At 60.3% G+C, this 21,665-nt stretch carries 22 protein-coding genes and 1 tRNA gene; 14 read left to right on the forward strand and 9 right to left on the reverse strand.

Annotated features, from left to right (window positions below; all coding sequences use genetic code 11):
• The 3 genes from ABI213_RS11810 to pdxA all read left to right on the forward strand — a co-directional run.
• Positions 1-1,094 (forward strand): MFS transporter (locus ABI213_RS11810; protein WP_348027239.1); only part of this gene is annotated, 1,094 nt, incomplete at its 5' end.
• An 11-nt stretch (positions 1,095-1,105) separates the two neighbouring features.
• Positions 1,106-1,867 carry a Nif3-like dinuclear metal center hexameric protein gene (locus ABI213_RS11815; RefSeq protein ID WP_348007525.1) on the forward strand — a complete coding sequence of 254 codons (762 nt, stop codon included), beginning with the start codon at positions 1,106-1,108 and terminating at the stop codon, positions 1,865-1,867.
• Complete coding sequence (pdxA, locus tag ABI213_RS11820) at positions 1,867-2,901, forward strand: 4-hydroxythreonine-4-phosphate dehydrogenase PdxA (RefSeq protein ID WP_348007526.1); 1,035 nt, start codon at positions 1,867-1,869, stop codon at positions 2,899-2,901. Before ABI213_RS11815 ends, pdxA begins: the two co-directional genes overlap by 1 nt.
• Positions 2,902-3,080: 179 nt before the next feature.
• Here pdxA and mscL read toward each other — a convergent pair whose 3' ends face one another.
• On the reverse strand, positions 3,081-3,509 hold the full coding sequence (mscL, locus tag ABI213_RS11825) for a large conductance mechanosensitive channel protein MscL (protein ID WP_348007527.1): 429 nt from the start codon (positions 3,507-3,509) through the stop codon (positions 3,081-3,083).
• Positions 3,510-3,661: 152 nt separating this feature from the next.
• On the opposite strand from mscL, the gene petA reads away from it, so the two are divergent.
• From petA to ABI213_RS11855, 6 genes are all read left to right on the forward strand, one after another.
• A complete protein-coding gene (gene petA, locus ABI213_RS11830; RefSeq protein ID WP_348007528.1) occupies positions 3,662-4,261 on the forward strand; it encodes a ubiquinol-cytochrome c reductase iron-sulfur subunit in 600 nt (199 codons plus the stop codon).
• A 7-nt stretch (positions 4,262-4,268) separates the two neighbouring features.
• On the forward strand, positions 4,269-5,678 hold the full coding sequence (locus ABI213_RS11835) for a cytochrome bc complex cytochrome b subunit (RefSeq protein ID WP_348007529.1): 1,410 nt from the start codon (positions 4,269-4,271) through the stop codon (positions 5,676-5,678).
• 16 nt (positions 5,679-5,694) lie between these two features.
• The gene (locus tag ABI213_RS11840) at positions 5,695-6,465 is read left to right on the forward strand and encodes a cytochrome c1 (RefSeq protein WP_348007530.1); all 771 of its coding nucleotides are present in this window, start codon (positions 5,695-5,697) and stop codon (positions 6,463-6,465) included.
• Positions 6,466-6,565: 100 nt separating this feature from the next.
• A complete protein-coding gene (locus ABI213_RS11845; protein ID WP_092758180.1) occupies positions 6,566-7,177 on the forward strand; it encodes a glutathione S-transferase N-terminal domain-containing protein in 612 nt (203 codons plus the stop codon).
• 22 nt (positions 7,178-7,199) lie between these two features.
• A complete protein-coding gene (locus ABI213_RS11850; protein ID WP_348007531.1) occupies positions 7,200-7,706 on the forward strand; it encodes a ClpXP protease specificity-enhancing factor in 507 nt (168 codons plus the stop codon).
• Between the two features lie 52 nt (positions 7,707-7,758).
• Positions 7,759-7,834: transfer RNA gene (locus tag ABI213_RS11855), tRNA-Thr, on the forward strand.
• A 39-nt stretch (positions 7,835-7,873) separates the two neighbouring features.
• Here ABI213_RS11855 and ABI213_RS11860 read toward each other — a convergent pair.
• Positions 7,874-8,197, reverse strand: coding sequence for a hypothetical protein (locus ABI213_RS11860; RefSeq protein WP_348007532.1), 324 nt, complete (start codon positions 8,195-8,197; stop codon positions 7,874-7,876).
• Between the two features lie 190 nt (positions 8,198-8,387).
• Between ABI213_RS11860 and secA the strand changes: the two genes are divergently transcribed.
• The 4 genes from secA (at position 8,388) to ABI213_RS11880 (ending at position 13,782) form a co-directional block, all read left to right on the forward strand.
• The gene (secA, locus tag ABI213_RS11865) at positions 8,388-11,144 is read left to right on the forward strand and encodes a preprotein translocase subunit SecA (RefSeq protein WP_348027241.1); all 2,757 of its coding nucleotides are present in this window, start codon (positions 8,388-8,390) and stop codon (positions 11,142-11,144) included.
• A gap of 69 nt (positions 11,145-11,213) precedes the next feature.
• Positions 11,214-12,443 (forward strand): bifunctional glutamate N-acetyltransferase/amino-acid acetyltransferase ArgJ, encoded by a 1,230-nt coding sequence (gene argJ / locus ABI213_RS11870; protein ID WP_348006400.1) that lies wholly within the window; start codon positions 11,214-11,216, stop codon positions 12,441-12,443.
• On the forward strand, positions 12,440-13,318 hold the full coding sequence (locus ABI213_RS11875; RefSeq protein WP_348006401.1) for an ATP-binding protein: 879 nt from the start codon (positions 12,440-12,442) through the stop codon (positions 13,316-13,318). Before argJ ends, ABI213_RS11875 begins: the two co-directional genes overlap by 4 nt.
• Positions 13,315-13,782, forward strand: coding sequence for an NUDIX domain-containing protein (locus tag ABI213_RS11880; RefSeq protein WP_348006402.1), 468 nt, complete (start codon positions 13,315-13,317; stop codon positions 13,780-13,782). The genes ABI213_RS11875 and ABI213_RS11880 overlap by 4 nt, the downstream gene beginning before the upstream one ends.
• A 51-nt stretch (positions 13,783-13,833) precedes the next feature.
• Here the strand turns inward: ABI213_RS11880 and ABI213_RS11885 are convergent, their stop codons facing one another.
• The 7 genes from ABI213_RS11885 to ABI213_RS11915 all read right to left on the reverse strand — a co-directional run bounded on the left by ABI213_RS11885 (position 13,834) and on the right by ABI213_RS11915 (position 20,278).
• The gene (locus tag ABI213_RS11885) at positions 13,834-14,034 is read right to left on the reverse strand and encodes a DNA gyrase inhibitor YacG (RefSeq protein WP_348006403.1); all 201 of its coding nucleotides are present in this window, start codon (positions 14,032-14,034) and stop codon (positions 13,834-13,836) included.
• Positions 14,034-14,789, reverse strand: coding sequence for a cell division protein ZapD (gene zapD, locus ABI213_RS11890; protein WP_348006404.1), 756 nt, complete (start codon positions 14,787-14,789; stop codon positions 14,034-14,036). Before zapD ends, ABI213_RS11885 begins: the two co-directional genes overlap by 1 nt.
• Positions 14,790-14,810: 21 nt before the next feature.
• On the reverse strand, positions 14,811-15,419 hold the full coding sequence (gene coaE, locus ABI213_RS11895; protein ID WP_348006405.1) for a dephospho-CoA kinase: 609 nt from the start codon (positions 15,417-15,419) through the stop codon (positions 14,811-14,813).
• Between the two features lie 4 nt (positions 15,420-15,423).
• A complete protein-coding gene (locus tag ABI213_RS11900) occupies positions 15,424-16,215 on the reverse strand; it encodes an A24 family peptidase (RefSeq protein WP_348027243.1) in 792 nt (263 codons plus the stop codon).
• Between the two features lie 50 nt (positions 16,216-16,265).
• Positions 16,266-17,483 (reverse strand): type II secretion system F family protein, encoded by a 1,218-nt coding sequence (locus ABI213_RS11905; protein ID WP_348006407.1) that lies wholly within the window; start codon positions 17,481-17,483, stop codon positions 16,266-16,268.
• A gap of 27 nt (positions 17,484-17,510) precedes the next feature.
• Positions 17,511-19,244, reverse strand: coding sequence for a type IV-A pilus assembly ATPase PilB (gene pilB, locus ABI213_RS11910; RefSeq protein ID WP_348006408.1), 1,734 nt, complete (start codon positions 19,242-19,244; stop codon positions 17,511-17,513).
• Positions 19,245-19,315: 71 nt separating this feature from the next.
• A complete protein-coding gene (locus ABI213_RS11915) occupies positions 19,316-20,278 on the reverse strand; it encodes an RluA family pseudouridine synthase (protein ID WP_348006409.1) in 963 nt (320 codons plus the stop codon).
• 593 nt (positions 20,279-20,871) lie between these two features.
• Here ABI213_RS11915 and ABI213_RS11920 point away from each other — a divergent pair.
• On the forward strand, positions 20,872-21,665 hold a 794-nt coding region (locus ABI213_RS11920; RefSeq protein ID WP_348027245.1), incomplete at its 3' end, for a ribonuclease E/G.

The raw sequence follows: 21,665 nt of genomic DNA on the forward strand, positions 1-21,665 counted from the left end.
GCTTTGCAATACGGCCTTTCGGTGCGCTGGTGTTCGGCCGACTGGGCGATCTGGTTGGGCGCAAATACACCTTTCTGATCACTATCCTCATCATGGGTTTGTCCACGTTCCTCGTCGGCCTGCTGCCCAATTACGCCAGCATCGGCGTGGCTGCGCCCCTGTTGTTGTTGGCCATGCGCGTGCTGCAAGGCGCGGCAATTGGCGGTGAAATGCCCGGTGCCTGGGTGTTTGTGGCCGAACACGTGCCCGCCAGCCGCTATGGCCTGGGCGTGGGCACGCTCACGGCGGGCATCACCGGCGGGATCTTGCTGGGTTCGCTGGTGGCGGTGGGCATCAACACCCACTACAGCCAGGCCGACGTGGCCGATTTCGCTTGGCGTATCCCCTTCATTCTGGGCGGGGTGTTTGGCCTGGTGTCGGTGTATTTGCGCCGGTTTTTGCACGAGACCCCGGTGTTCCAGGAACTGGCCAAGCGCCGCACCGTGGCCCGTGAATTGCCGCTGAAAACCATTCTGCGCGAACACCGTGCGGCCTGTGTCCTGGTCGCTCTGCTGACCTGGGTGCTGTCGGCCGCCATTGTGGTGGTGGTGCTGATCACCCCCAACTACCTGCAAAAAGTGCACGGTGTTGCGCCCGCCCTGGCGCTGGAGGCGAATGCCGTGGCCACGCTGATGCTGACCATCGGCTGCATCGTGATGGGCTGGGCGACCGACCGCTTCGGCACCCGGCTGGTGATGTTGCTGGGCTTTGGCGGGCTGCTCGTCACCACCGTTTGGTTTTATACCGGGCTGCCAGGCACGCCCACGGCGCTGGTGTGCAGCTACGGGCTGGTGGGCTTCTTCGTCGGCTCCGTCGCCGTAGTGCCTATCGTCGGTGTGCGGGCTTTTCCGGCGGCGGTGCGCTTTTCGGGCCTGTCCTTTGCCTACAACATGGCCTACGCGGTTTTTGGCGGCATGACCCCCATCGTGCTGACCCTGTGGCTGCAAAAAGACCCGCTGGCCCCCGCCTACTACGTGGGTGGCCTGGCCGTGCTGGGCATGCTGCTGGCGCTGGTGCCTATGTCCTCGCGCGGCTACGTGGAAGCCAAAGCTTGAGAGAATTCGGGATGACCACCTCCCGCTCGGAACTGCTGCAGGCCTTTGACGACCTGCTGCAACCCGCCCGCTTCAAAGACTACGGGCCGAATGGCCTGCAGGTCGAGGGCAAAGCCGATATTCGGCGCATTGTGTCGGGTGTCACCGCCAGCCTGGCCCTGATCGAAGCCGCCGTGGCCGCGCAGGCCGACGCGATTTTTGTCCACCACGGCCTGTTCTGGCGCGGCCAGAACGGCACGGTCACGGGCTGGATGAAGCAGCGCATGGCCCTGCTGCTGCACCACGACATCAACCTCTACGCCTACCACCTGCCGCTGGACGCGCACCCCACGCTGGGCAACAACGCGCAGCTGGGCGTGCAATTGGGGTTGGAGGGTGTGGGCTGCTTTGGCGACAACAACCTGGGCTTCCTGGGGCAGCGTGCCGATGGCGGCCAATTCGACCATCTGGCTGCTTTGGCCACGCATTTGGAATTTAAGCTAAATCGACCTGTGACGCAGGTAGGACCTACGCAGACAGCTATTAAAAAAATAGCGTGGTGCACCGGCGGCGCGCAAGGCTACTTTGAGGCCGCCATCGCTGCCGGGGCCGACGTGTTCATCACCGGCGAAATCTCCGAGCCCCAAGCCCACTATGCCCGTGAATGTGGCGTGGCCTTCATTGCCTGCGGCCACCACGCCAGCGAGCGCTACGGTGCCCTGGCGGTGGCGGGCCACGTCGCCGCCCAGTTCGGGTTGGAGCACACCTTCATTGACATAGACAACCCCGCCTGATGCCACTCCCCATTGCCATTACCTTGGGTGATCCCGCCGGGATCGGTCCCGAAACCATCGCCAAAGCCTTCCGCGACGCGCCGGATGCCACGCAGGGCTGCTTCGTCGCGGGCGATGTAGGCACGGTGCGCCGGGCCAGCGCCCTGGTCAGTGGGCCCGGCCAGCCCGCACTGCCGGTGGCGCTGATCGCCACGCCTGACGAGGCGGCCAGTGTGCCGCCGCATTGCATTCCCGTGCTACAAATAACGGAGCTTCTTGCGCCGGTCCCATTTGCACAAGTGAGTGCTTTGGCGGGTAAAGTTGCCGCCGATTGCGTGCTCTGGGCCAGCCGCGCCGCGCTGCGCGGCGAGTTGGCCGCACTGGTCACCGCGCCCCTGCACAAAGAGGCGCTGGCGGCGGCGGGCCTGCCGTACCCTGGCCATACCGAGCTGCTGCAGTTCGAGGCTGCGGCCTACCTGGGTAAGCCGGTGCAAGACGTGCCGGTACGCATGATGCTGGCCAACGACGAGCTGCGCACCGTGCTGGTCAGCATCCACATGTCGCTGCGCGACGCGATAGACGCGGTGACTTTCGAGAATGTGCTGCAAACCCTGCGCATCACCCACCGGTCGGTCGGCGCGGCCCTGGGGCGGGCACCACGCATTGGCGTGGCCGGGCTGAACCCGCACGCGGGCGAGGGCGGTTTGTTTGGCCGCGAAGAGATCGACACCATCATTCCCGCTATCCAGGCCGCGCTCGCCGAGGGGCTGGACGTGCACGGCCCCTACGCGCCCGACACGGTGTTCATGCGCGCCCGTGCCAAAAACGGCCATCCCGGCGAGTTCGATGTGGTGGTGGCCATGTACCACGACCAAGGTTTGATTCCGGTGAAATACCTGGGCGTGGAGCAGGGCGTGAACGTCACCCTGGGCCTGCCCCTGGTGCGCACCAGCCCTGACCACGGCACGGCGTTTGACATTGCGGGTACGGGTGTGGCGGATGCGTCCAGCCTAATTGCGGCGTTGCGCATGGCGCGGCGGCTAACAAGGGGATGAAGTGTCTCTTTCCAAGAACACCGCAGAACTGGCTTTGCCAGGCTGCTGGTGTTGCCCCCTGCAAGGGGGTTGGAGAAAGATGCGTAGCACTGAAGCCTGGGGGTGTGCTAAATCTTAGGCATAAAAAAGCCCTCTACCGCAATGGCAGAGGGCGCAATTAGCTACAAATAAAGTAGTGCTTACTTTTGCAGGCTGTCGCGGATTTGGCGCAGCAGCAACACGTCTTCGGGTGTGACGGGTGCGGCTACAGGCGCAACGGGCTCGTTTTTCTTCAGGCGGTTGATCTGCTTGACCATCATGAAGATGATGAAGGCCAGAATCGCAAAGTTCACCGCCACGGTGAGGAAGTTGCCGTAGGCAAACACCGGCACACCGGCCTTTTTCAGGTCGGCCAGCGCCATGCCCGTGCCTTCGGGCACCTTGCCCAGCACAATGAACAGGCTGGAAAAGTCGATCTTGCCAAACACCATGCCGACCACCGGCATGATCAGATCAGCCACCACCGAGTCCACAATTTTGCCGAAGGCCCCGCCGATGATCACACCGACGGCGAGATCGATCACGTTGCCCTTGACTGCAAATTCCTTGAATTCGGCCATCATGCCCATAAAAGTCCCCTTGTAGATTAATTGACGGCTGTATTGTCCACAAAATGCCCTCGACACACGGGATAAAGTGTTGCAGGCACGTGAAGTCGCCCAAGACCGCTCCGCTACAATCCGCGGTTGACCCCAAACGAGTGATGATTTTGAGGACCCCCATGAGTGACACCCCAGTCGACACCAGCAAGCGGACGTGGTTGATCGCATCCGGTTGCGCCGGTGCAGTGGGTGGCGTAGCTACCGCCATCCCTTTCGTGAGTACATTCCAGCCCTCAGAGCGCGCCAAAGCCGCCGGAGCTGCCGTTGAAGCCGATATTTCAGCCCTCAAGCCAGGCGAGAAGATGACCGTGGAGTGGCGTGGCAAACCCGTTTGGATCTTGCGCCGCACGCCCGAGCAGGTGGCGGAGTTGCCCAAGCTGGACAGCCAACTGGCCGACCCCAAATCGCTGCGCAATCCGTCCGAGTTCACGCCGGAGTACGCCCGCAACGAAGGCCGCTCCATCAAGCCTGAATTCTTGGTGGTGGTGGGCATCTGCACGCACTTGGGTTGCTCTCCGTCGGATAAGTTCACTCCGGGTCCACAGGCTTCGCTGCCCAATGACTGGGAGGGCGGCTTCCTGTGCCCCTGCCACGGTTCGACATTCGACATGGCGGGCCGCGTGTTCAAGAATAAACCCGCTCCCGACAACCTCCCGGTGCCGCCGCACATGTATCTCTCCGATACCCGGCTGCTGATCGGCGAAGACAAGAAGGCTTGAGGGACATATGGCAACTTTCAAAGAAATCTCCCCCAACGCCAGCGCCCCTGAAAAGCTGCTGAACTGGGTGGACAACCGCTTCCCGGCCAGCAAGCTCTACAAAGAGCACATGTCGGAGTACTACGCACCCAAGAACTTCAACTTCTGGTACGTGTTTGGCTCGTTGTCGCTGCTGGTGCTGGTGCTGCAGATCGTCACCGGCATCTTCCTGGTGATGCACTACAAGCCCGATTCGACCCTGGCGTTTGCCTCGGTCGAGTACATCATGCGCGACGTGCCCTGGGGTTGGCTGATCCGCTACATGCATTCCACCGGAGCCTCGGCCTTCTTTGTGGTGGTGTATCTGCACATGTTCCGCGGACTGCTGTACGGCTCGTACCGCAAGCCCCGCGAGCTGGTCTGGGTGTTTGGCTGCGCGATTTTCTTGTGCCTGATGGCCGAAGCTTTCATGGGCTACCTGCTGCCATGGGGCCAGATGAGCTATTGGGGTGCCCAGGTGATCGTCAACTTGTTCTCGGCCATTCCATTTGTAGGTCCTGATCTGGCTTTGCTGATCCGGGGTGACTACGTGGTTGGCGATGCCACGTTGAACCGCTTCTTCAGCTTCCACGTGATTGCGGTGCCGCTGGTGCTGCTGGGTCTGGTGGCGGCGCACATCATTGCGCTGCACGAAGTGGGCTCCAACAACCCTGACGGCGTGGAAATCAAGGGCCCCAACGCCCCCAAGGATGCCGAAGGCCATCCGCTGGACGGCATTCCCTTCCACCCGTACTACTCGGTGCACGATATTTTCGCGGTCAGCGTGTTCTTGATGGTGTTTACCGCCATCATCTTCTTCGCACCCGAATTTGGCGGCTACTTCCTGGAGTACAACAACTTCATCCCGGCCGATTCGCTGAAGACGCCGTTGCACATCGCACCGGTCTGGTACTTCACGCCGTTCTATTCGATGCTGCGCGCTATCACCAGTGAAATGATGTACGCCCTGATCGCCTGTGTGGTTGGTGGCGCGGCGCTGGGTGTGTTCAAGTTCAAGCTGCCAGTGTTTGTCAAAGCGGCCATCGTGCTGGTGGCCGCCGGTGTGGTGGCCATGATGCTGAACATCGATGCCAAGTTCTGGGGCGTGGTCGCCATGGGCGGCGCGGTGGTGATCCTGTTCTTCTTGCCATGGCTGGACAACAGCCCGGTGAAGTCCATTCGTTACCGTCCAAGCTGGCACAAATACGTGTATGCCGTGTTTGTCGTCAACTTTCTGGTGCTGGGTTACCTGGGTGTGCAACCGCCTTCTGATATCGGTGGGCGTGTTTCTCAGGTGGGTACCTTGTTCTATTTCGGGTTCTTCTTGCTGATGCCGTGGTGGAGTCGTTTGGGTACACCCAAGCCGGTGCCCAGTCGCATTACCTTCACTGCGCACTAAGCCGGAGACTCTGACTATGAAAAAACTGATTCTCGGCGTACTTGCAGCCCTGACCTTGTCTTTCGCGGCCACTTCGGCGGTGCATGCCTCCGAAGGCAACGAACTGGCCTGGGACAAAGCGCCCAACAAAACCAACGACCTGGCCGCACTGCAAAACGGTGCCAAGCTGTTCGTCAACTACTGCCTGAGCTGCCATTCGGCGGCCTTCATGCGCTACAACCGCCTGCGCGACATCGGTCTGACCGAGCAGCAGATCAAGGACAACCTGCTGTTTGCCACCGACAAGGTGGGCGACACCATGAAAGCCTCGATCGATCCTAAGCAGGCCAAGGAATGGTTTGGAGCCAATCCGCCCGACCTGACCCTGATCACCCGTTCGCGTTCTGGTCATGGCGGTACCGGTGCCGATTACCTCTACACCTACCTGCGCAGCTACTACCCCGACCCAAGCAAGCCCACCGGTTGGAACAATCTGGCCTTCCCCAATGTGGGCATGCCGCATGTGCTGTGGGAGCTGCAAGGCAACCGCAAGCCGGTGTATGAAGAAGTCGAGCAGCACGGCCACGAGGTGCAGGTGTTCAAGGGCTGGGAGCAAGTGTCCCCCGGTACCATGACCCCGCTGCAATACGAGCAGGCCGTGGGTGATCTGGTCAGCTACTTGCAATGGATGGCCGAGCCGGCCCAAAATACTCGCGTGCGCGTCGGTGTCTGGGTACTGTTGTTTCTACTGGCGTTTACTTTCATTACATGGCGATTGAATGCCGCGTTCTGGAAAGACGTGAAGTAGTCCCCATCTACCCAACCAGGCCCGGACTTGCTGTTCGGGATGTACAGAGTGGGCTTGGCACCAAGCATCCCACTCTTTTTGATTTTTAGGAGCCCCCGTCATGATGGTGTTGTACTCAGGCACGACCTGCCCTTTTTCCCACCGCTGCCGTTTTGTCTTGTTTGAAAAAGGCATGGACTTCGAGATCCGCGACGTGGACCTCTATAACAAGCCCGAAGACATCAACGTGATGAACCCGTACGGCCAGGTACCTATCCTGGTGGAGCGCGATCTGATTCTGTACGAGTCGAACATCATCAACGAGTACATCGACGAGCGCTTTCCGCATCCCCAGCTGATGCCCGGCGACCCAGTGGACCGTGCCCGTGTGCGCCTGTTTCTGCTCAATTTCGAGAAGGAACTGTTTGTGCACGTGGGCCTGTTGGAGTCCCGTGCTTCCAAGGGTAACGAAAAGGCCCTGGAGAAAGCCCGTGCCCATATCCGTGACCGGCTGACCCAGTTGGCTCCGGTGTTCTTGAAGAACAAGTACATGCTGGGCGAAAACTTCTCGATGCTTGACGTGGCGATTGCGCCGCTGCTTTGGCGTCTGGACTTCTACGGCATTGACCTGAGCAAGAACGCTGCACCGCTGCTGAAGTACGCCGAGCGTATCTTCTCGCGCCCGGCCTATATCGAAGCGCTGACGCCGTCTGAAAAAGTGATGCGCAAGTAACTCGGAGCTGCTGTTGTCCATCATGCAAGCCTTGGATTCGACTTCCACCCGTCCCTACCTGATTCGCGCACTCTACGAGTGGTGTACCGACAACGGTTTAACACCGTATGTAGCGGTGCTGGTAGACGACTCGGTGCAGGTGCCGCGCGAATATGTGAAAGACGGTGAGATCGTTCTCAACATCAGCTTTGACGCGACCAGCTCGCTCAAACTGGGGAACGATTTCATCGAATTCAAAGCACGGTTTGCTGGCACACCCCGCGAGATTCTGGTGCCGATTGGCCGGGTAATTGCCATCTATGCCCGTGAAAACGGGCAGGGCATGGCTTTCCCGTCGCCGGTTGCCAGCGCATCTACGGACGAACCCGCAAAGCCCTTTGCCCTTGCGGGCGTGCCAGACGCTGAGCGCCCTGCAGACACCGCATCGAAAGTCGTTCCGTTGTCGCCCGTAGAGCCCAGTGGTGACGAGCCACCGGAGCCGCCTCGACCCGCAGGCGGGTCCCGTCCGGCGCTCAAGCGCATCAAGTAAAAAGCGGTGGGTCGCCAAAATGGCCCGCCTGATTCTGTAAAATAAGAAATACGCCGATTTAGCTCAGTTGGTAGAGCACCCGCCTTGTAAGCGGAAGGTCGTCAGTTCGACTCCGACAATCGGCACCACACCCAAAAGGTTCTGTCCAGAAATGGCCAGAACCTTTTTTATTTGCTGTGCAGCGTGGCGGCCCGCATTTGTACCTTAATGCGCAGCGCCGTCACCTCCCATCCCTTGGTGCGCAAGTGTGCCAACAGCGCCGGGGTCAGCTGGCGCAGTTTGGCCGACGCGGCGTTGCTATTGACCAGCAGGCACCAGCTGGCACCGTCAATCGGCCCGGGCTGAATGGCCGACCACAGGGTTTCGGGGATCAGCGCCTTGATGGCTTTGAGCCGGTCGGTGGAGTCTTGTGCCAAAGCCGACAAGCGGGCTAAAGTGGGCGAGTCGGCTGCGGCTTGCAGCAGCGTGAAGGAGCGGTTGCTTTGGCGCATGGTGGGCTTGATTATCACCGTGGCACCGGTTTAGGGTCCGCGCTGGCAGATAGTAAAATCCCAAGGCTGTGGATTGCAAACTGGCCCTAGTGGCTTGACTTTTGCTGTCAAAGCCTCATCTGACTCCAAGATTATTTAGGAATTTCGATCGCCACCCCCCGGCTTCTGTGGCGGTGGCGGTCTCGCATCCATGACCACCAACTTTCTGACCAAAATTTTCGGCAGCCGTAACCAACGTTTGTTGAAACAGTACCGCAAGACGCTCGAAGGTATCAATGCGTTGGAGCCGCAGTTTGAACAGCTGTCCGACGATGCGTTGCGTGAAAAAACACTGTCTTTCAAGCAGCGGGTGGCCGGGGGTGAAACGCTGGATGCCATCCTGCCAGAGGCCTTTGCCCTGGTGCGCGAAGGCTCCAAGCGCGTGATGAAGATGCGCCATTTCGATGTGCAAATGCTGGGCGGCATGTCCTTACACAACGGCAAGATTTCGGAAATGCGCACGGGTGAGGGCAAGACCCTGACCGCTACGCTGCCGGTGTACCTGAATGCGCTGTCCGGCAAGGGCGTGCACGTGGTCACGGTGAATGACTATCTGGCGAACCGCGATGCCCGCTGGATGGAGCGCCTGTACAACTTCCTGGGCCTGACCGTCGGTGTCAACCTGCCCAATATGCCGCGCGAAGAGAAGCAGGCTGCCTACGCCGCCGACATCACCTACGGCACCAACAACGAATACGGCTTCGACTACCTGCGCGACAACATGGTTTACGAGGTACGCGACCGCGTGCAGCGCGGCCTGAACTACGCCATCGTGGACGAGGTGGACTCCATCCTGATCGACGAGGCGCGCACCCCGCTGATCATCAGCGGCCAGGCCGAAGACCACACCGCCACCTATATTGCCATCAACAAGATCATTCCATTCCTGACCCGCCAGGAAGGCGAGGCCGATCCGCGCACCGGCGAGGGTGTCACCAAGCCCGGCGACTTCACGCTGGACGAAAAATCGCACCAGGTGTTCCTGACCGAAGACGGCCATGAAAATGCCGAACGCATTCTGGTCGAGCACGGCCTGTTGCCCGAGGGCGCATCGCTGTACGACCCGACCAACATCACCCTGATGCACCACCTGTACGCAGCGCTGCGGGCCAACCATCTGTACCACCGCGACCAGCACTATGTGGTGCAAGACGGTGAAATCGTCATCGTGGACGAGTTCACCGGCCGCTTGATGTCGGGTCGCCGCTGGAGCGAAGGCTTGCACCAGTCGGTGGAAGCCAAGGAAGGTGTGGAAATCCAGGCCGAGAACCAGACGCTGGCCTCTATCACCTTCCAGAACTATTTCCGGCTGTACGGCCGTTTGTCCGGCATGACCGGCACGGCAGATACCGAAGCCTACGAATTCCAGGAAATCTACGGTCTGGAAACCGTGGTGATTCCGCCGAACCGCGTCAGCAAACGCGAAGACCAGCTCGACCGGGTTTACAAAACCACGCGCGAGAAGTACGAAGCCGCCATCAAAGACATCCGCGAATGCTATGAGCGCGGCCAGCCCGTGCTGGTAGGCACCACATCGATCGAAAACTCGGAAATCATCGACCGCCTGCTCAACGACGCGAAGTTGCCACACCAGGTGCTCAACGCCAAGCAGCATGCCCGCGAAGCCGACATCGTGGCCCAGGCCGGTCGTCCCAAGATGATCACCATCGCCACCAACATGGCCGGTCGAGGTACCGATATTGTGTTGGGCGGCAATCTGGAAATGGCGATCAAGGCTGTTGAGGCCAATGCCTCGCTCGACGACGCTGCCAAGGTGTTAGAGGTCGAGCGGGTGCGTGCGCAATGGACCATCGACCATGAGACGGTGAAGTCGCTCGGCGGCCTGCGCATCATTGCTACCGAGCGCCACGAATCTCGCCGTATCGACAACCAACTGCGGGGCCGCTCGGGTCGCCAGGGCGACCCCGGTTCTTCGCGCTTCTACCTGAGCCTGGACGATCCGCTGATGCGCATCTTTGCCGGTGACCGCGTCAAGTCCATCATGGACCGCCTGAAGATGCCCGACGGTGAAGCCATTGAAGCCGGTATCGTCACCCGCAGCATTGAAAGCGCCCAGCGCAAGGTGGAAGCCCGCAACTTCGACGTGCGCAAGCAATTGCTGGAATACGACGACGTGTCCAACGACCAACGCAAAGTGATTTACCAACAGCGCAACGAGATTTTGGACGCGGAAGACTTGACTGCCCAGATCGCCTCCCTGCGTGAAGGCTGCGTGGCCGATGTGGTGCACCAGTTTGTGCCGCCCGAGACGGTGGAAGAGCAGTGGGACATCGTCGGCTTGGAAAAAACCATGCAGGACGAATGGCAACTGACGCTGCCTTTGCGTGCGCAAGTAGAGTCGGCCAGCGCCATTACCGACGACGATATTCTGGAAACCGTGCTGACGGCGGCCAATACCGCCTTCCACGCCAAGGTGGAGCAGGTGGGGGGTGCCAATTTCACCCAGTTCGAGCGCATGGTGCTGCTGCAAAGTATCGACACCCACTGGCGCGAACACCTGAGCGCGCTGGACTACCTGCGCCAGGGCATCCATCTGCGCGGCTATGCGCAAAAGCAGCCCAAGCAGGAATACAAGCGCGAAGCCTTCGAGTTGTTTGGCCAGTTGCTGGACGCGGTGAAAAACGACGTAACCAAGGTGCTGATGACGGTTAAGGTGCAGTCCAACGAGCAACTAGGCGAAGCTGCCGAGGCCATGGAAAGCCGGGCCGAGAGCATTGCCAATGTGACCTACACCGCGCCCACCGAAACCGGTGAAGTCGAGGTGCGTAGCGATGCTGCACCGCGCGGCCCGCAGACCGCTGCCGACTTGCCCCGCGTGGGCCGCAATGACCCCTGTCCCTGTGGCAGTGGCAATAAATACAAGCTGTGCCACGGCAAGCTAGCCTAGGCGTAGCTTTGGTTTTTCAACGGGCTTCGGCCCGTTTTTCACATCTCCATGCCCTTTTGAAAGCCCACTATGCCCGTTAACCTGTCTGCTCCCGATCCTGCTGGCTTGCACCCTGTTCCCGGCGTACTGCTGGGCATTGCCGAGGCCGGCATCCGCAAGGTCAACCGCAAGGACTTGACCGTGGTACTGTTGGAAGAGGGCGCATCGGTGGCGGGCGTGTTCACCCAAAACCGTTTCTGTGCCGCGCCGGTGCAGATCTGCCGGGAGCACCTGGCGCTGGGTGTGGGCATCCGCGCCATCTTGGTCAACACCGGCAATGCCAATGCGGGCACCGGGCACGACGGCCTGATGCGCGCCAAATCGACCTGCATCGCGCTGGCCCAGCATCTGGACCTGGCCCCCGAGCAAATCCTGCCGTTTTCGACCGGTGTGATCATGGAAACCCTGCCGCACGAGCGCATCAACGCCGGGCTGCCTGCTGCCCTGGCCGACGCCCGCGCCGACCATTGGGGCCGCGCTGCCGAAGCCATCATGACCACCGACACCATCGCCAAAGCCTTCAGCACCCAGGTGCAGATTGGCGGCAAGACCGTCACCGTCACCGGTATCAGCAAAGGTGCAGGCATGATTCGCCCGAACATGGCCACCATGCTGGGCTTTATGGCGACGGATGCCTGTGTGGACCAGGCGCTGCTGGGCCCACTGGCCAAAGACCTGGCCGATGCCTCGTTCAACCGCATCACCATCGACGGCGACACCTCCACCAATGACTCTTTCGTGGTCATCGCCACGAACAAGGCCGCCCACGCACCCATCACCGCGATGGACAGCGCCGATGGCCGTGCCCTGAAGGCCGCGATGCTGCAAGTTGCCCAGCAATTGGCCCAGGCCATCGTGCGCGACGGCGAGGGTGCCACCAAGTTCATCACTGTGCGCGTGGAAGGCGGCGAGACCGCCGAAGAGTGCCGTCTGGCCGCCTACGCCATCGCCCATTCGCCGCTGGTCAAAACCGCCTTCTTCGCCAGCGACCCCAACCTGGGCCGCATCCTGGCCGCCGTGGGCTATGCCGGCATCACCGATCTGGACCAGACTGGCATCGACCTGTTTCTGGACGATGTGCACGTGGTGGTCAATGGCGGGCGCAACCCCAGCTACCGGGAAGAAGATGGCCAGCGGGTCATGAAACAAAGCGAAATCACCGTGCGTGTCGTCCTGGGCCGTGGCACTGCGGCAGATACCGTCTGGACCTGCGATTTCAGCCACGAATACGTCACCATCAACGCGGATTACCGCTCATGAATGAAAAGTTCGAACGCCTGATCGACCGCGCCGAGCAGCTGATGCAGCGCATCGAGGCGGCGCTGCCCCAGCCGGTGGTCGCCCCCGACTGGAATGCGGCAATAGCCTACCGCTACCGCCGCCGAGGCAATGGCCACGGGGTGCTGGAGCCAGTGCGCCACATCGGCAGCATGGCACTCAGCGACCTGAAAGAGATCGACATCCAAAAGGACAAGATCCAACGCAACACCTTGCAGTTTGTCGAAGGCAAACCGGCCAACAATGTCTTGCTGACGGGCGCGCGTGGCACCGGCAAGTCGTCGTTGATCAAAGCCTGCCTGAACACCTACGCCCCCCAAGGTCTGCGCCTGATCGAGGTAGACAAGGCCGACCTGATCGACCTGCCCGACATCGTGGACGTGGTCGCCGACCGGCCAGAGAAGTTCATCGTCTTCTGTGACGACCTGAGCTTTGAAGACGGCGAGCCCGGCTACAAGGCGCTGAAGTCCATCCTGGACGGCTCGGTGGCCGCCTCCACGCCCAATGTGCTGGTCTACGCCACCAGCAATCGACGCCACCTGCTGCCCGAGTACATGAAGGAAAACCTCACCTACACCCATACCGACGATGGCGAAGTGCATCCCGGCGAGGTGGTGGAGGAGAAGATCTCCCTGTCTGAGCGCTTTGGTTTGTGGGTCAGCTTCTACCCCTTCACCCAGGACGAGTACCTTGCCATCGTGGCCCAGTGGCTGCAGTCGTTTGGGGTCGGGGCGGAAGCGATTGCGGCGGCCCGTGGTGCCTCGCTGGTCTGGGCGCTGGAGCGGGGTTCGCGCAGCGGCCGCGTGGCCTACCAGTTTGCACGTGATTATGCGGGCCAACACGCCGTGTCGGCATGAGCACCCAGCCGCTGGTCGCCGATGCCGACCGCCCCCGCGAAGGCGGGCCTGACCGCGCCATCGTGGACGTGGCTGTGGGGGTGCTGTTGCAGCCCAACGGCGACTTTTTGGTGACTTCGCGCCCCGAAGGCAAGGTTTACGCGGGTTATTGGGAATTTCCCGGCGGCAAGCTGGAGCAAGGTGAAACCGTAGAGCAAGCCCTGCGCCGGGAATTGGTGGAAGAACTCGGCATCACCATCGGACCCGCCCAACCCTGGAAGGTTGAGCTGGTGGATTACCCACATTCCCTGGTACGGCTGCATTTCTGCAAGGTGTTTGTCTGGACAGGAGAATTGGAGATGCGTGAAGGCCAAGCCTCTGCCTGGCAGTCTTTGCCGCTGCAAGTCGGTCCAGTTTTACCGGGAACCGTGCCCGTGCTGGGCTGGCTGGCAGCAGAGCGAGATTTTTCAGGTGCTACACATTAAGTAGCTGCCAGCGCAGGTGCTACCTGCGCTAGAGCCTATTTTTATATATATTTACTGCAGCCGGGCATCACCGAAGACCTGGTCGTCTGGCGGCGCGTCTGCAGGCAGGCTGAAGCTGGCGCTGGCCCAGGCACCAAAGTCGATGTTTTTGCAGCGTTCACTGCAAAACGGGCGGAAGGCGTTGCTCGGGGCAAACAGACTTTGGCCTTGGCAGGTGGGGCAGGCGACCCATTTTTGCGGTGTGTCTGTCATTAGGCGCACAGAGTGAGTTCAAAAGAAGCGTCCTCGCTGCAGGAGTGCAGGCGGTCGTCGGCTTCGTGGCGCATCATGCGCACCGACACCATCAGGCGGTTGCCGCTGATCTCGGGAACCAGGTCCAAGTCCGGGTCGATGCGCAGGCGCAGCAACTGGTAGGTGCGGCCTTGCGGCAGGTTTTGCTGGAACTGGCCACCGGGGGCGATGACTTTTTGGGGCGCCCCCGAGTCGCGCAGCATTTTCAGCAGATGGTGGATGGATTCGGCCAGCGGTGCCAGGGTAGAGGCCCATTGTTCGATCGCGTGGCGGCGCACTTCGGCGGGTTTGTATTGCCAGGCCGCGTAGGCGGGCAGGTCAAAGCCGCAGGTGCCACCGGGAATGCCGACGCGGCTGCGCAAGCCCATCAACCAGTCGTTTTCGGTCAGTGCATGGCCGGCTTTGCCGGGTTGCTCGTGCAGCGCCGTGTAGCAGCGGTCGAGCTGGGCGATGACATCGTCCAGCACTTCTTCGGCAATCGACGGGTTACCCCGGTAGCCATTGAGGATGACCTTTTGCTTTTCCAGGTCGCGCATCACGTCGGATTTGAGGTCGGCGCGGGCTCCCACGTCCATCACTTCAAAGATCGTGGTCAGCGCGTAGTGGTGGTCCAGCGGGTGGTCGCGGGGCACCAGTTCACCGAGCCGTCGAAACAGGTGCTCCAGCCGCAAATAGGTGCGGATACGTTCGTTAAAGGGGTATTCGTAGAGGATCACGCGGTTTTTCCAGTGGCGGCATCATAGCCCGAACAGCGGGGCGATTTTCCCCACCTCCAGGCGCAACTGCTCCAGCGTCAGGCCATCGTTGAAGATCACTTGGTCGGCAACGGCCAGGCGTTGGGCGCGGCTGGCCTGGGACTGGATGATGGCGCGCACGGCGGGCTCGTCCATACCGCTGCGGGCCATGACCCGGGCCACCTGGGTTTCCACCAAACAGTCCACCACCAGCACCTGGTCCAGCCGGTCTTTCCAGTGGCCGGATTCAACCAGCAAGGGGATGTCAAACACCACGCAGCGCGCACCTTGGGCTAGCGCCTGCTGGAATTGCGCTTCAATTGCTTGGCCAACCAAGGGGTGGACGATGGCTTCCAGGCGTTTTTTCGCGCTGGGGTCGGTGAAGATGAGGGCGCGCATGCGGTCTCGGTCCATGGCGCCATCGGCGGCGATGAAGTCGGCTCCAAAGGTGGAGCGGATCGCCGGGACGGCGGCACCCTGTGGGGCCGTGGTTTGGCGCGAGATGGCATCTGCATCAATAAGGATAGCGCCCCGCGCAAGCAGCATCAGCGCTACCGTGCTTTTTCCACTTCCAATGCCGCCGGTGAGTCCGAGCCGAAGGCAGTGCGGCATAGCCTTACAGACCGACAAAATGCAGGATAGCGTTGGGCCCGAAGACCATGGCGGTCAGGCCCGCACCGGCCAGAAACGGGCCAAACGGGATGTAGCCGCCTTCGCGCAGGCCCGTGCTGAACTTCATCGCAATACCGACCACCGCACCGATCACCGAGGCCATCAGAATCATCGGTACCAAGGCCTCCCAGCCAAACCAGGCACCCAAGGCCGCAAACAGCTTGAAGTCGCCATAGCCCATGCCTTCTTTGCCGGTGAGCAGTTTGAAGATCCAATAAATGGTCCACAGCGACAGGTAGCCCGCCACCGCACCCCACAGCGACGCAAACATGGGTGCCGCCGTCCAATGCAGTGACGAACCGATCAGCCCGGCCCACAGCAGCGGCAGGGTGATGTCGTCGGGCAGCAAGGTGGTGTCCCAGTCGATCAGGGCTAAGCTGAGCAGCGCGGCCGCAAAACCGCACCAAGCCAGGCCAGCGACCGTAGGCCCCCAGTGCCAAATGCAAAAGAAGAACAGGGCCGCAGTGGCGATTTCAACCGCCGGGTAGCGGGGGCTGATGGGGGCACGGCATGCCGAACACCTGCCGCGCAGGGCGATATAACTGGCAACCGGGATATTTTCAAACCAGCGAATTTGGTGGCCACAGTGGGGGCAGCACGAGCGCGGCACCACCAGGTTGAACGGCTCGGTGGGGGCTGGGTCGTTGCCCTGCATCTCGGCGTAATCTGCCGCCCACTGCCGTTCCATGATTTTGGGCATGAGGTAGACCACCACATTCAGAAAACTGCCCAGCATGAGCCCGAAAAGACCGCCTAAGAGGGCCGCCACCCACTGCATTTCCGGCATCAGACGACTTGGCCCAGCTTGAAGATCGGCAGGTACATCGACACCACAATGCCGCCGATGATGGTGCCCAAGAACACGATGATGATGGGCTCCATCAGGCTGGACAGCCCAGCCACCATGTCGTCCACCTCGGCTTCGTAGAAGTCGGCCGCCTTGCCCAGCATGTGGTCGATGGAGCCGGATTCTTCACCGATGGAGCACATCTGCAGCACCATGGACGGAAATATTTTGGCGTTGCCCATGGCGGTAGTGAGGCTGGTGCCGGTAGAGACTTCCTGCTGAATTTTCTCGGTAGCGAGTTGAAACACCGAATTACCCGAGGCTCCGCCGACCGAATCCAGTGCCTCCACCAGCGGTACGCCCGCGGCAAACATGGTGGACAGGGTTCGGGTCCAGCGCGCAATACAGGATTTTTCTACCAGCGCGCCAAACACCGGCAACTTGAGCATCACCCGGTCCATTACCTGCTGCATCTTGATGTTGCGCTGCCAGGCTTGCATGAAGAAGTAAAGCCCACCACCAATGCCGCCAAAAATCAGCCACCAGTACTTCACAAAAATCTCACTCACCGCAATGATGAAGAGCGTGGGCGCAGGCAGGTCGGCACCGAAGCTGCTGAAGACCTCTTTGAAGGCCGGAATCACAAAAATCATGATCACCGCCACCACCACAAACGCCACCACCACCACCGAGATGGGGTACATCAGAGCCGATTTGATTTTGGATTTGATGCCCTCGGTCTTTTCCATGTAGATGGCCAACCGGTCCAGCAAGGCTTCCAAAATACCGGCGGCCTCACCGGCTTCCACCAGGTTGCAGTACAGGCTATTGAAGTACAGGGGGAATTTACGGAAAGCCGCGCTCAAGGAACTGCCAGTTTCGACATCCTGGCGGATGTCGTTGAGCAGTTTGGTAACGCTGGCATTGGCGTTGCCGCGGCCTACGATGTCAAAAGCCTGCAGCAGGGGTACACCGGCCTTCATCATGGTGGCGAGCTGGCGGGTAAAGATGGCAATGTCTTTGGGCTTGATGCTTTTGCCCGAGCGCATCCGACGTTTTTTGATCTTGGTGGGAAACACCCCTTGGCGACGCAAGGACGCGGTGACCTGGTTTTCACCCGAAGCGCGTGTTTCGCCGCGCACCTGCTTGCCATTGCGGTCCTTGCCCTCCCACTCGAAGACAAATTCTTTGATGTTTCTGGACGCTGCTGTTGCCATGGAATGCCTTAATACGACTTGGTACGTCTATTCATTGCTCACGGCGAGCACTTCTTCCAGCGAGGTCAACCCGAGTTTGACTTTGTGCAAACCCGCTTGGCGCAGGGTACGCACCCCTTCTAGCTTGGCCTGCTCGGCAATGTCCAGTGCACTGCCGTCGCGCAAAATAATGCGCTGAATTTCTTCGGAAATCGGCATCACCTGGTAAATGCCGACCCGGCCTTTGTAGCCGTTGTTGCAGGCATTGCAGCCCACGGGACCGTAGGGCTTCCAGGAGCCATCCAGTTCTTCGGGTTTGTAGCCCGATTCCAGCAAGGTCTTTTGGGGAATATCGATCGGTGTCTTGCATGCAGGGCACAAACGCCGCGCCAGACGCTGGGCGGTGATCAGGATCACGCTGGAGGCAATATTGAATGGGGCAATGCCCATATTGCGCATGCGGGTCAGGGTGGTGGGCGCGTCGTTGGTGTGCAGCGTAGACAGCACCAGGTGGCCGGTTTGTGCCGCCTTGATGGAGATATCGGCGGTTTCCAGGTCGCGGATTTCGCCCACCATGATGATATCGGGATCCTGGCGCAGAAAGGACTTCAGGGCTACCGCGAAGGTCATGCCCGCTTTGTCGTTGACGTTGACCTGGTTCACGCCCGGCAAATTGATTTCGGACGGGTCTTCGGCCGTGGCGATGTTCACGCCGGGCTTGTTCAGCAGGTTCAAGAAGGTGTACAGCGACACGGTTTTACCCGAACCCGTGGGGCCGGTGACCAGCACCATGCCGTAGGGGCGGCCAATCGCCTGCATTACGCGCTCTTTTTCCTCCGGCTCGTAGCCGAGGGCGTCAATGCCCAGCTTAGCACTGCTCGGGTCCAGAATCCGGATCACAATTTTTTCGCCAAACAGCGTGGGCAGGGTGCTGACCCGGAAGTCGATCACCCGGTCGGGGCCGATCTTGAGCTTCATCTTGCCGTCTTGCGGCACGCGTTTTTCCGAGATATCCAGGCGCGAGATCACCTTGATACGCGATGCCAGCTTGTCCTTGATGGCTACGGGTGGCGAGGCGATTTCGCGCAGTTCGCCGTCAATACGAAAGCGCACACGGTAGTTGTGCTCGTAGGGCTCAAAGTGCAAATCCGACGCGCGCATGCTGTAGGCATCGAGCAGCATTTTGTGCAAAAACTTGACGACCGGGGCATCTTCCACCTCGGCCATATTGATTTCGGCAGCCTCGGCGGGTGCGCCGATGGTCGTGTCATCAAAGTCAAAGTCACCGCCGATGATGTTGTCCATCGCCTCACTGGTGGTGACGGCATTGGCATCCACCATGTGCGAGAGCTTGTCGTACTCGGCAATGATCCAGTCCACACCCAACTGGGTGGAGAACTTGATTTTTTCGGCGGCTTCTTGGTCTGAGGGGTCAGCGGTGGCGACGATCAGGCGGTTATTGCGCTTGCTCAGCACCACCACGCGGTAGGCCTGGCAAATTTTGGTATCCAGCAGCTCTTTGGGCAGGCGGTGGCGGTCTACTGCATCCATGTCCAGCAAAGGCGCGGCAAACGCGGTGGACATGGTATGCGCCAAGTCCGATGCCGACACCGCGCCGGAGGACATTAGCTCGGCGATAAAGCTGGAGCGGTTGGACTGTGATTTTCGGTAGATGTCTTCGGCCGCACGTTGACCGAGTTTGCCTGCAGATATCAGAACCCTCCCCAAGCCGGGAAGCGCAACAGAAGAGGTTTCTTTGGTGAAGGGTTCAACAGCGGCCATAAGCCCGAAATGTAGCAGGTAGCAAAAGGTAACCGGATCATCCCTTATTCAGGGGTGGATGTAAACCAACATCAGCTTTGCGTTGACACCGGTTTCGCTGGTAAAAACCGAAGAAGCTCCTCTGGCAACGCGGCATTTAACACTATGCTGTCACCGTTGGCGGGATGGCTCAACTGCAAGCGCCAGGCATGCAGAAACATGCGTTTGAGCCCCTGTTTCACCAGGGCCTTATTGGCCTCGAAATCGCCGTACTTATCGTCGCCCGCAATGGGGAAACCCTCCGAAGCCAAGTGCACGCGAATCTGGTGGGTGCGGCCAGTTTTGATGGTCACTTCCAGCAGGCTGAAACCTTCAAAATGTTGTGCTACTTTGACCAGGGTCAGGGAGCGCATGCCGTCCGGGTTGTCCTTGGCCACCACCTTGACCCGGCGTTCGCCATTGGGTAGCAGGTATTTGTGTAAAGACTTGTCCAGCACCTTTTTATTGGCGGGCCACTGGCCGATCACCAAGGCCAGGTAGGTCTTGCCGGTTTCCCGGTCGCGGAACTGGTCTTGGACGTGCTTCAGTGCGCTGCGTTTTTTGGCCAGCAGCAAAATGCCCGAGGTTTCGCGGTCCAGTCGGTGCACCAGTTCCAGAAACGGGGCTTTGGGGCGGGCCATGCGCAGTTGCTCGATGACCCCAAAGCTGACCCCACTGCCGCCATGCACCGCCACACCCGCCGGTTTGTCAATCGCCAGCAGGTGCTCGTCTTCCAGCAGGATGGGGAATTCGCGCGCCGGGGCGGGTGCTGCGGCCATGGCTTCGGCTTTTTCTGCCACACGCTCGGAGATGCGGGTGGGCGGCAAGCGCACAACGTCACCACCGTTGACGCGGGTGTCGGCGGAGGCCCGGCCCTTGTTCACCCGTACTTCGCCGCTGCGGATGATGCGGTAGACGTGGGTTTTGGGGACACCTTTGAGGTGGCGCATGAGGAAGTTATCCAGCCGTTGCCCGGCATCGTCGGGGTCCACCGTAATGAATTTGACTTCTGGCATGGGGGGTGGGGCGTTAGCACCTATAATATTTTTCACCAGCGTCGTGTCGTAAGTGCTTGATTCACCACAGTTTAGAGCATTGCATCTACGCCGCTGCGAAGTCGATGCCACCCAAGGCGATCTGCTGCCCACCCGAGCTATTCACGCTCCGTTGGCGGCAAAAGTTGATGGGGCGGGCTGACGCGATGGAAATACAGATACGGAATACCCCCTAACTTGTCCGCATGCGCTGTAGGTGCATGTTGTGCAACGGATCGAAGCGAGAACTCTTGTGTTGATGGCGATACTTCAAACCTGCTGGCGGTGGATGATGGCTCCGGCCATGGTCCCGGTTTTTGGCATGGAATCGCCCCTAACGCAGATCTACCATGCGCGAGCAGCTATTAAATCAGTAGCTTTTCAAGCCAACACACTCCCCGCTTCCCTCCACCTCCCCCCACTGTCACCCTGTGAGCTCCGGCTTACCTAGTGCAGTCTGGGGTCATTCCGGCTGTTTCCGCGCGTTGGTTCAGGCATCAATAGGCCCGATTTGGGCCGTATTGAATTGAAGAACATTTCTGGACCCATGCTGGTCCAGTCAAAGGAAGCGCACCATGAAACGGATGCTGATTAACGCAACCCAGTCGGAAGAACGCCGGCTGGCGATTGTGGACGGGCAAAAACTGCTCGACTATGAAATTGAAATCGAGGGGCGCGAACAGCGCAAGGGCAATATCTACAAGGCCGTCGTCACCCGCGTCGAGCCCTCGCTGGAAGCCTGCTTCGTCGACTACGGCGAAGACCGCCACGGCTTTTTGCCGTTCAAAGAAATCTCCAAGCAATACTTCGCCCAGGGCGTGTCTGCCAGCCAGGCGCGTATCCAAGATGCCATCCGCGAAGGCCAGGAACTGCTGGTCCAGGTCGAAAAAGAAGAGCGTGGCAACAAAGGCGCTGCCCTGACGACCTTTGTGTCGCTGGCTGGCCGCTATGTGGTGCTGATGCCCAACAACCCCCGTGGCGGTGGCGTATCGCGCCGCATCGAAGGCGACGACCGGGCCGAGCTCAAAGAAGCCATGGACCAGTTGGAATACCCCAACGGTTCCAGCATCATCGCCCGCACTGCCGGTATCGGCCGCAGCGCGCCTGAACTGCAATGGGACCTGAACTACCTGCTCAAGCTGTGGACTGCCATTGACGGCGCCGGCAAGCAGGGCAAGGGCGCTTTCCTGATTTACCAGGAATCCAGCCTGGTGATCCGCGCCATCCGCGACTACTTCAACACCGACATCGGCGACATCCTGATCGACACCGACGACGTGTACGAGCAGGCCCAGCAGTTCATGGCCCACGTGATGCCAGAGCACGCGGCCCGCGTCAAACGCTACCGTGACGACGCGCCGCTGTTCAG

It is taken from the genome of Rhodoferax sp. (assembly GCF_039922535.1).
Lineage (GTDB): Bacteria > Pseudomonadota > Gammaproteobacteria > Burkholderiales > Burkholderiaceae_C > Rhodoferax_B.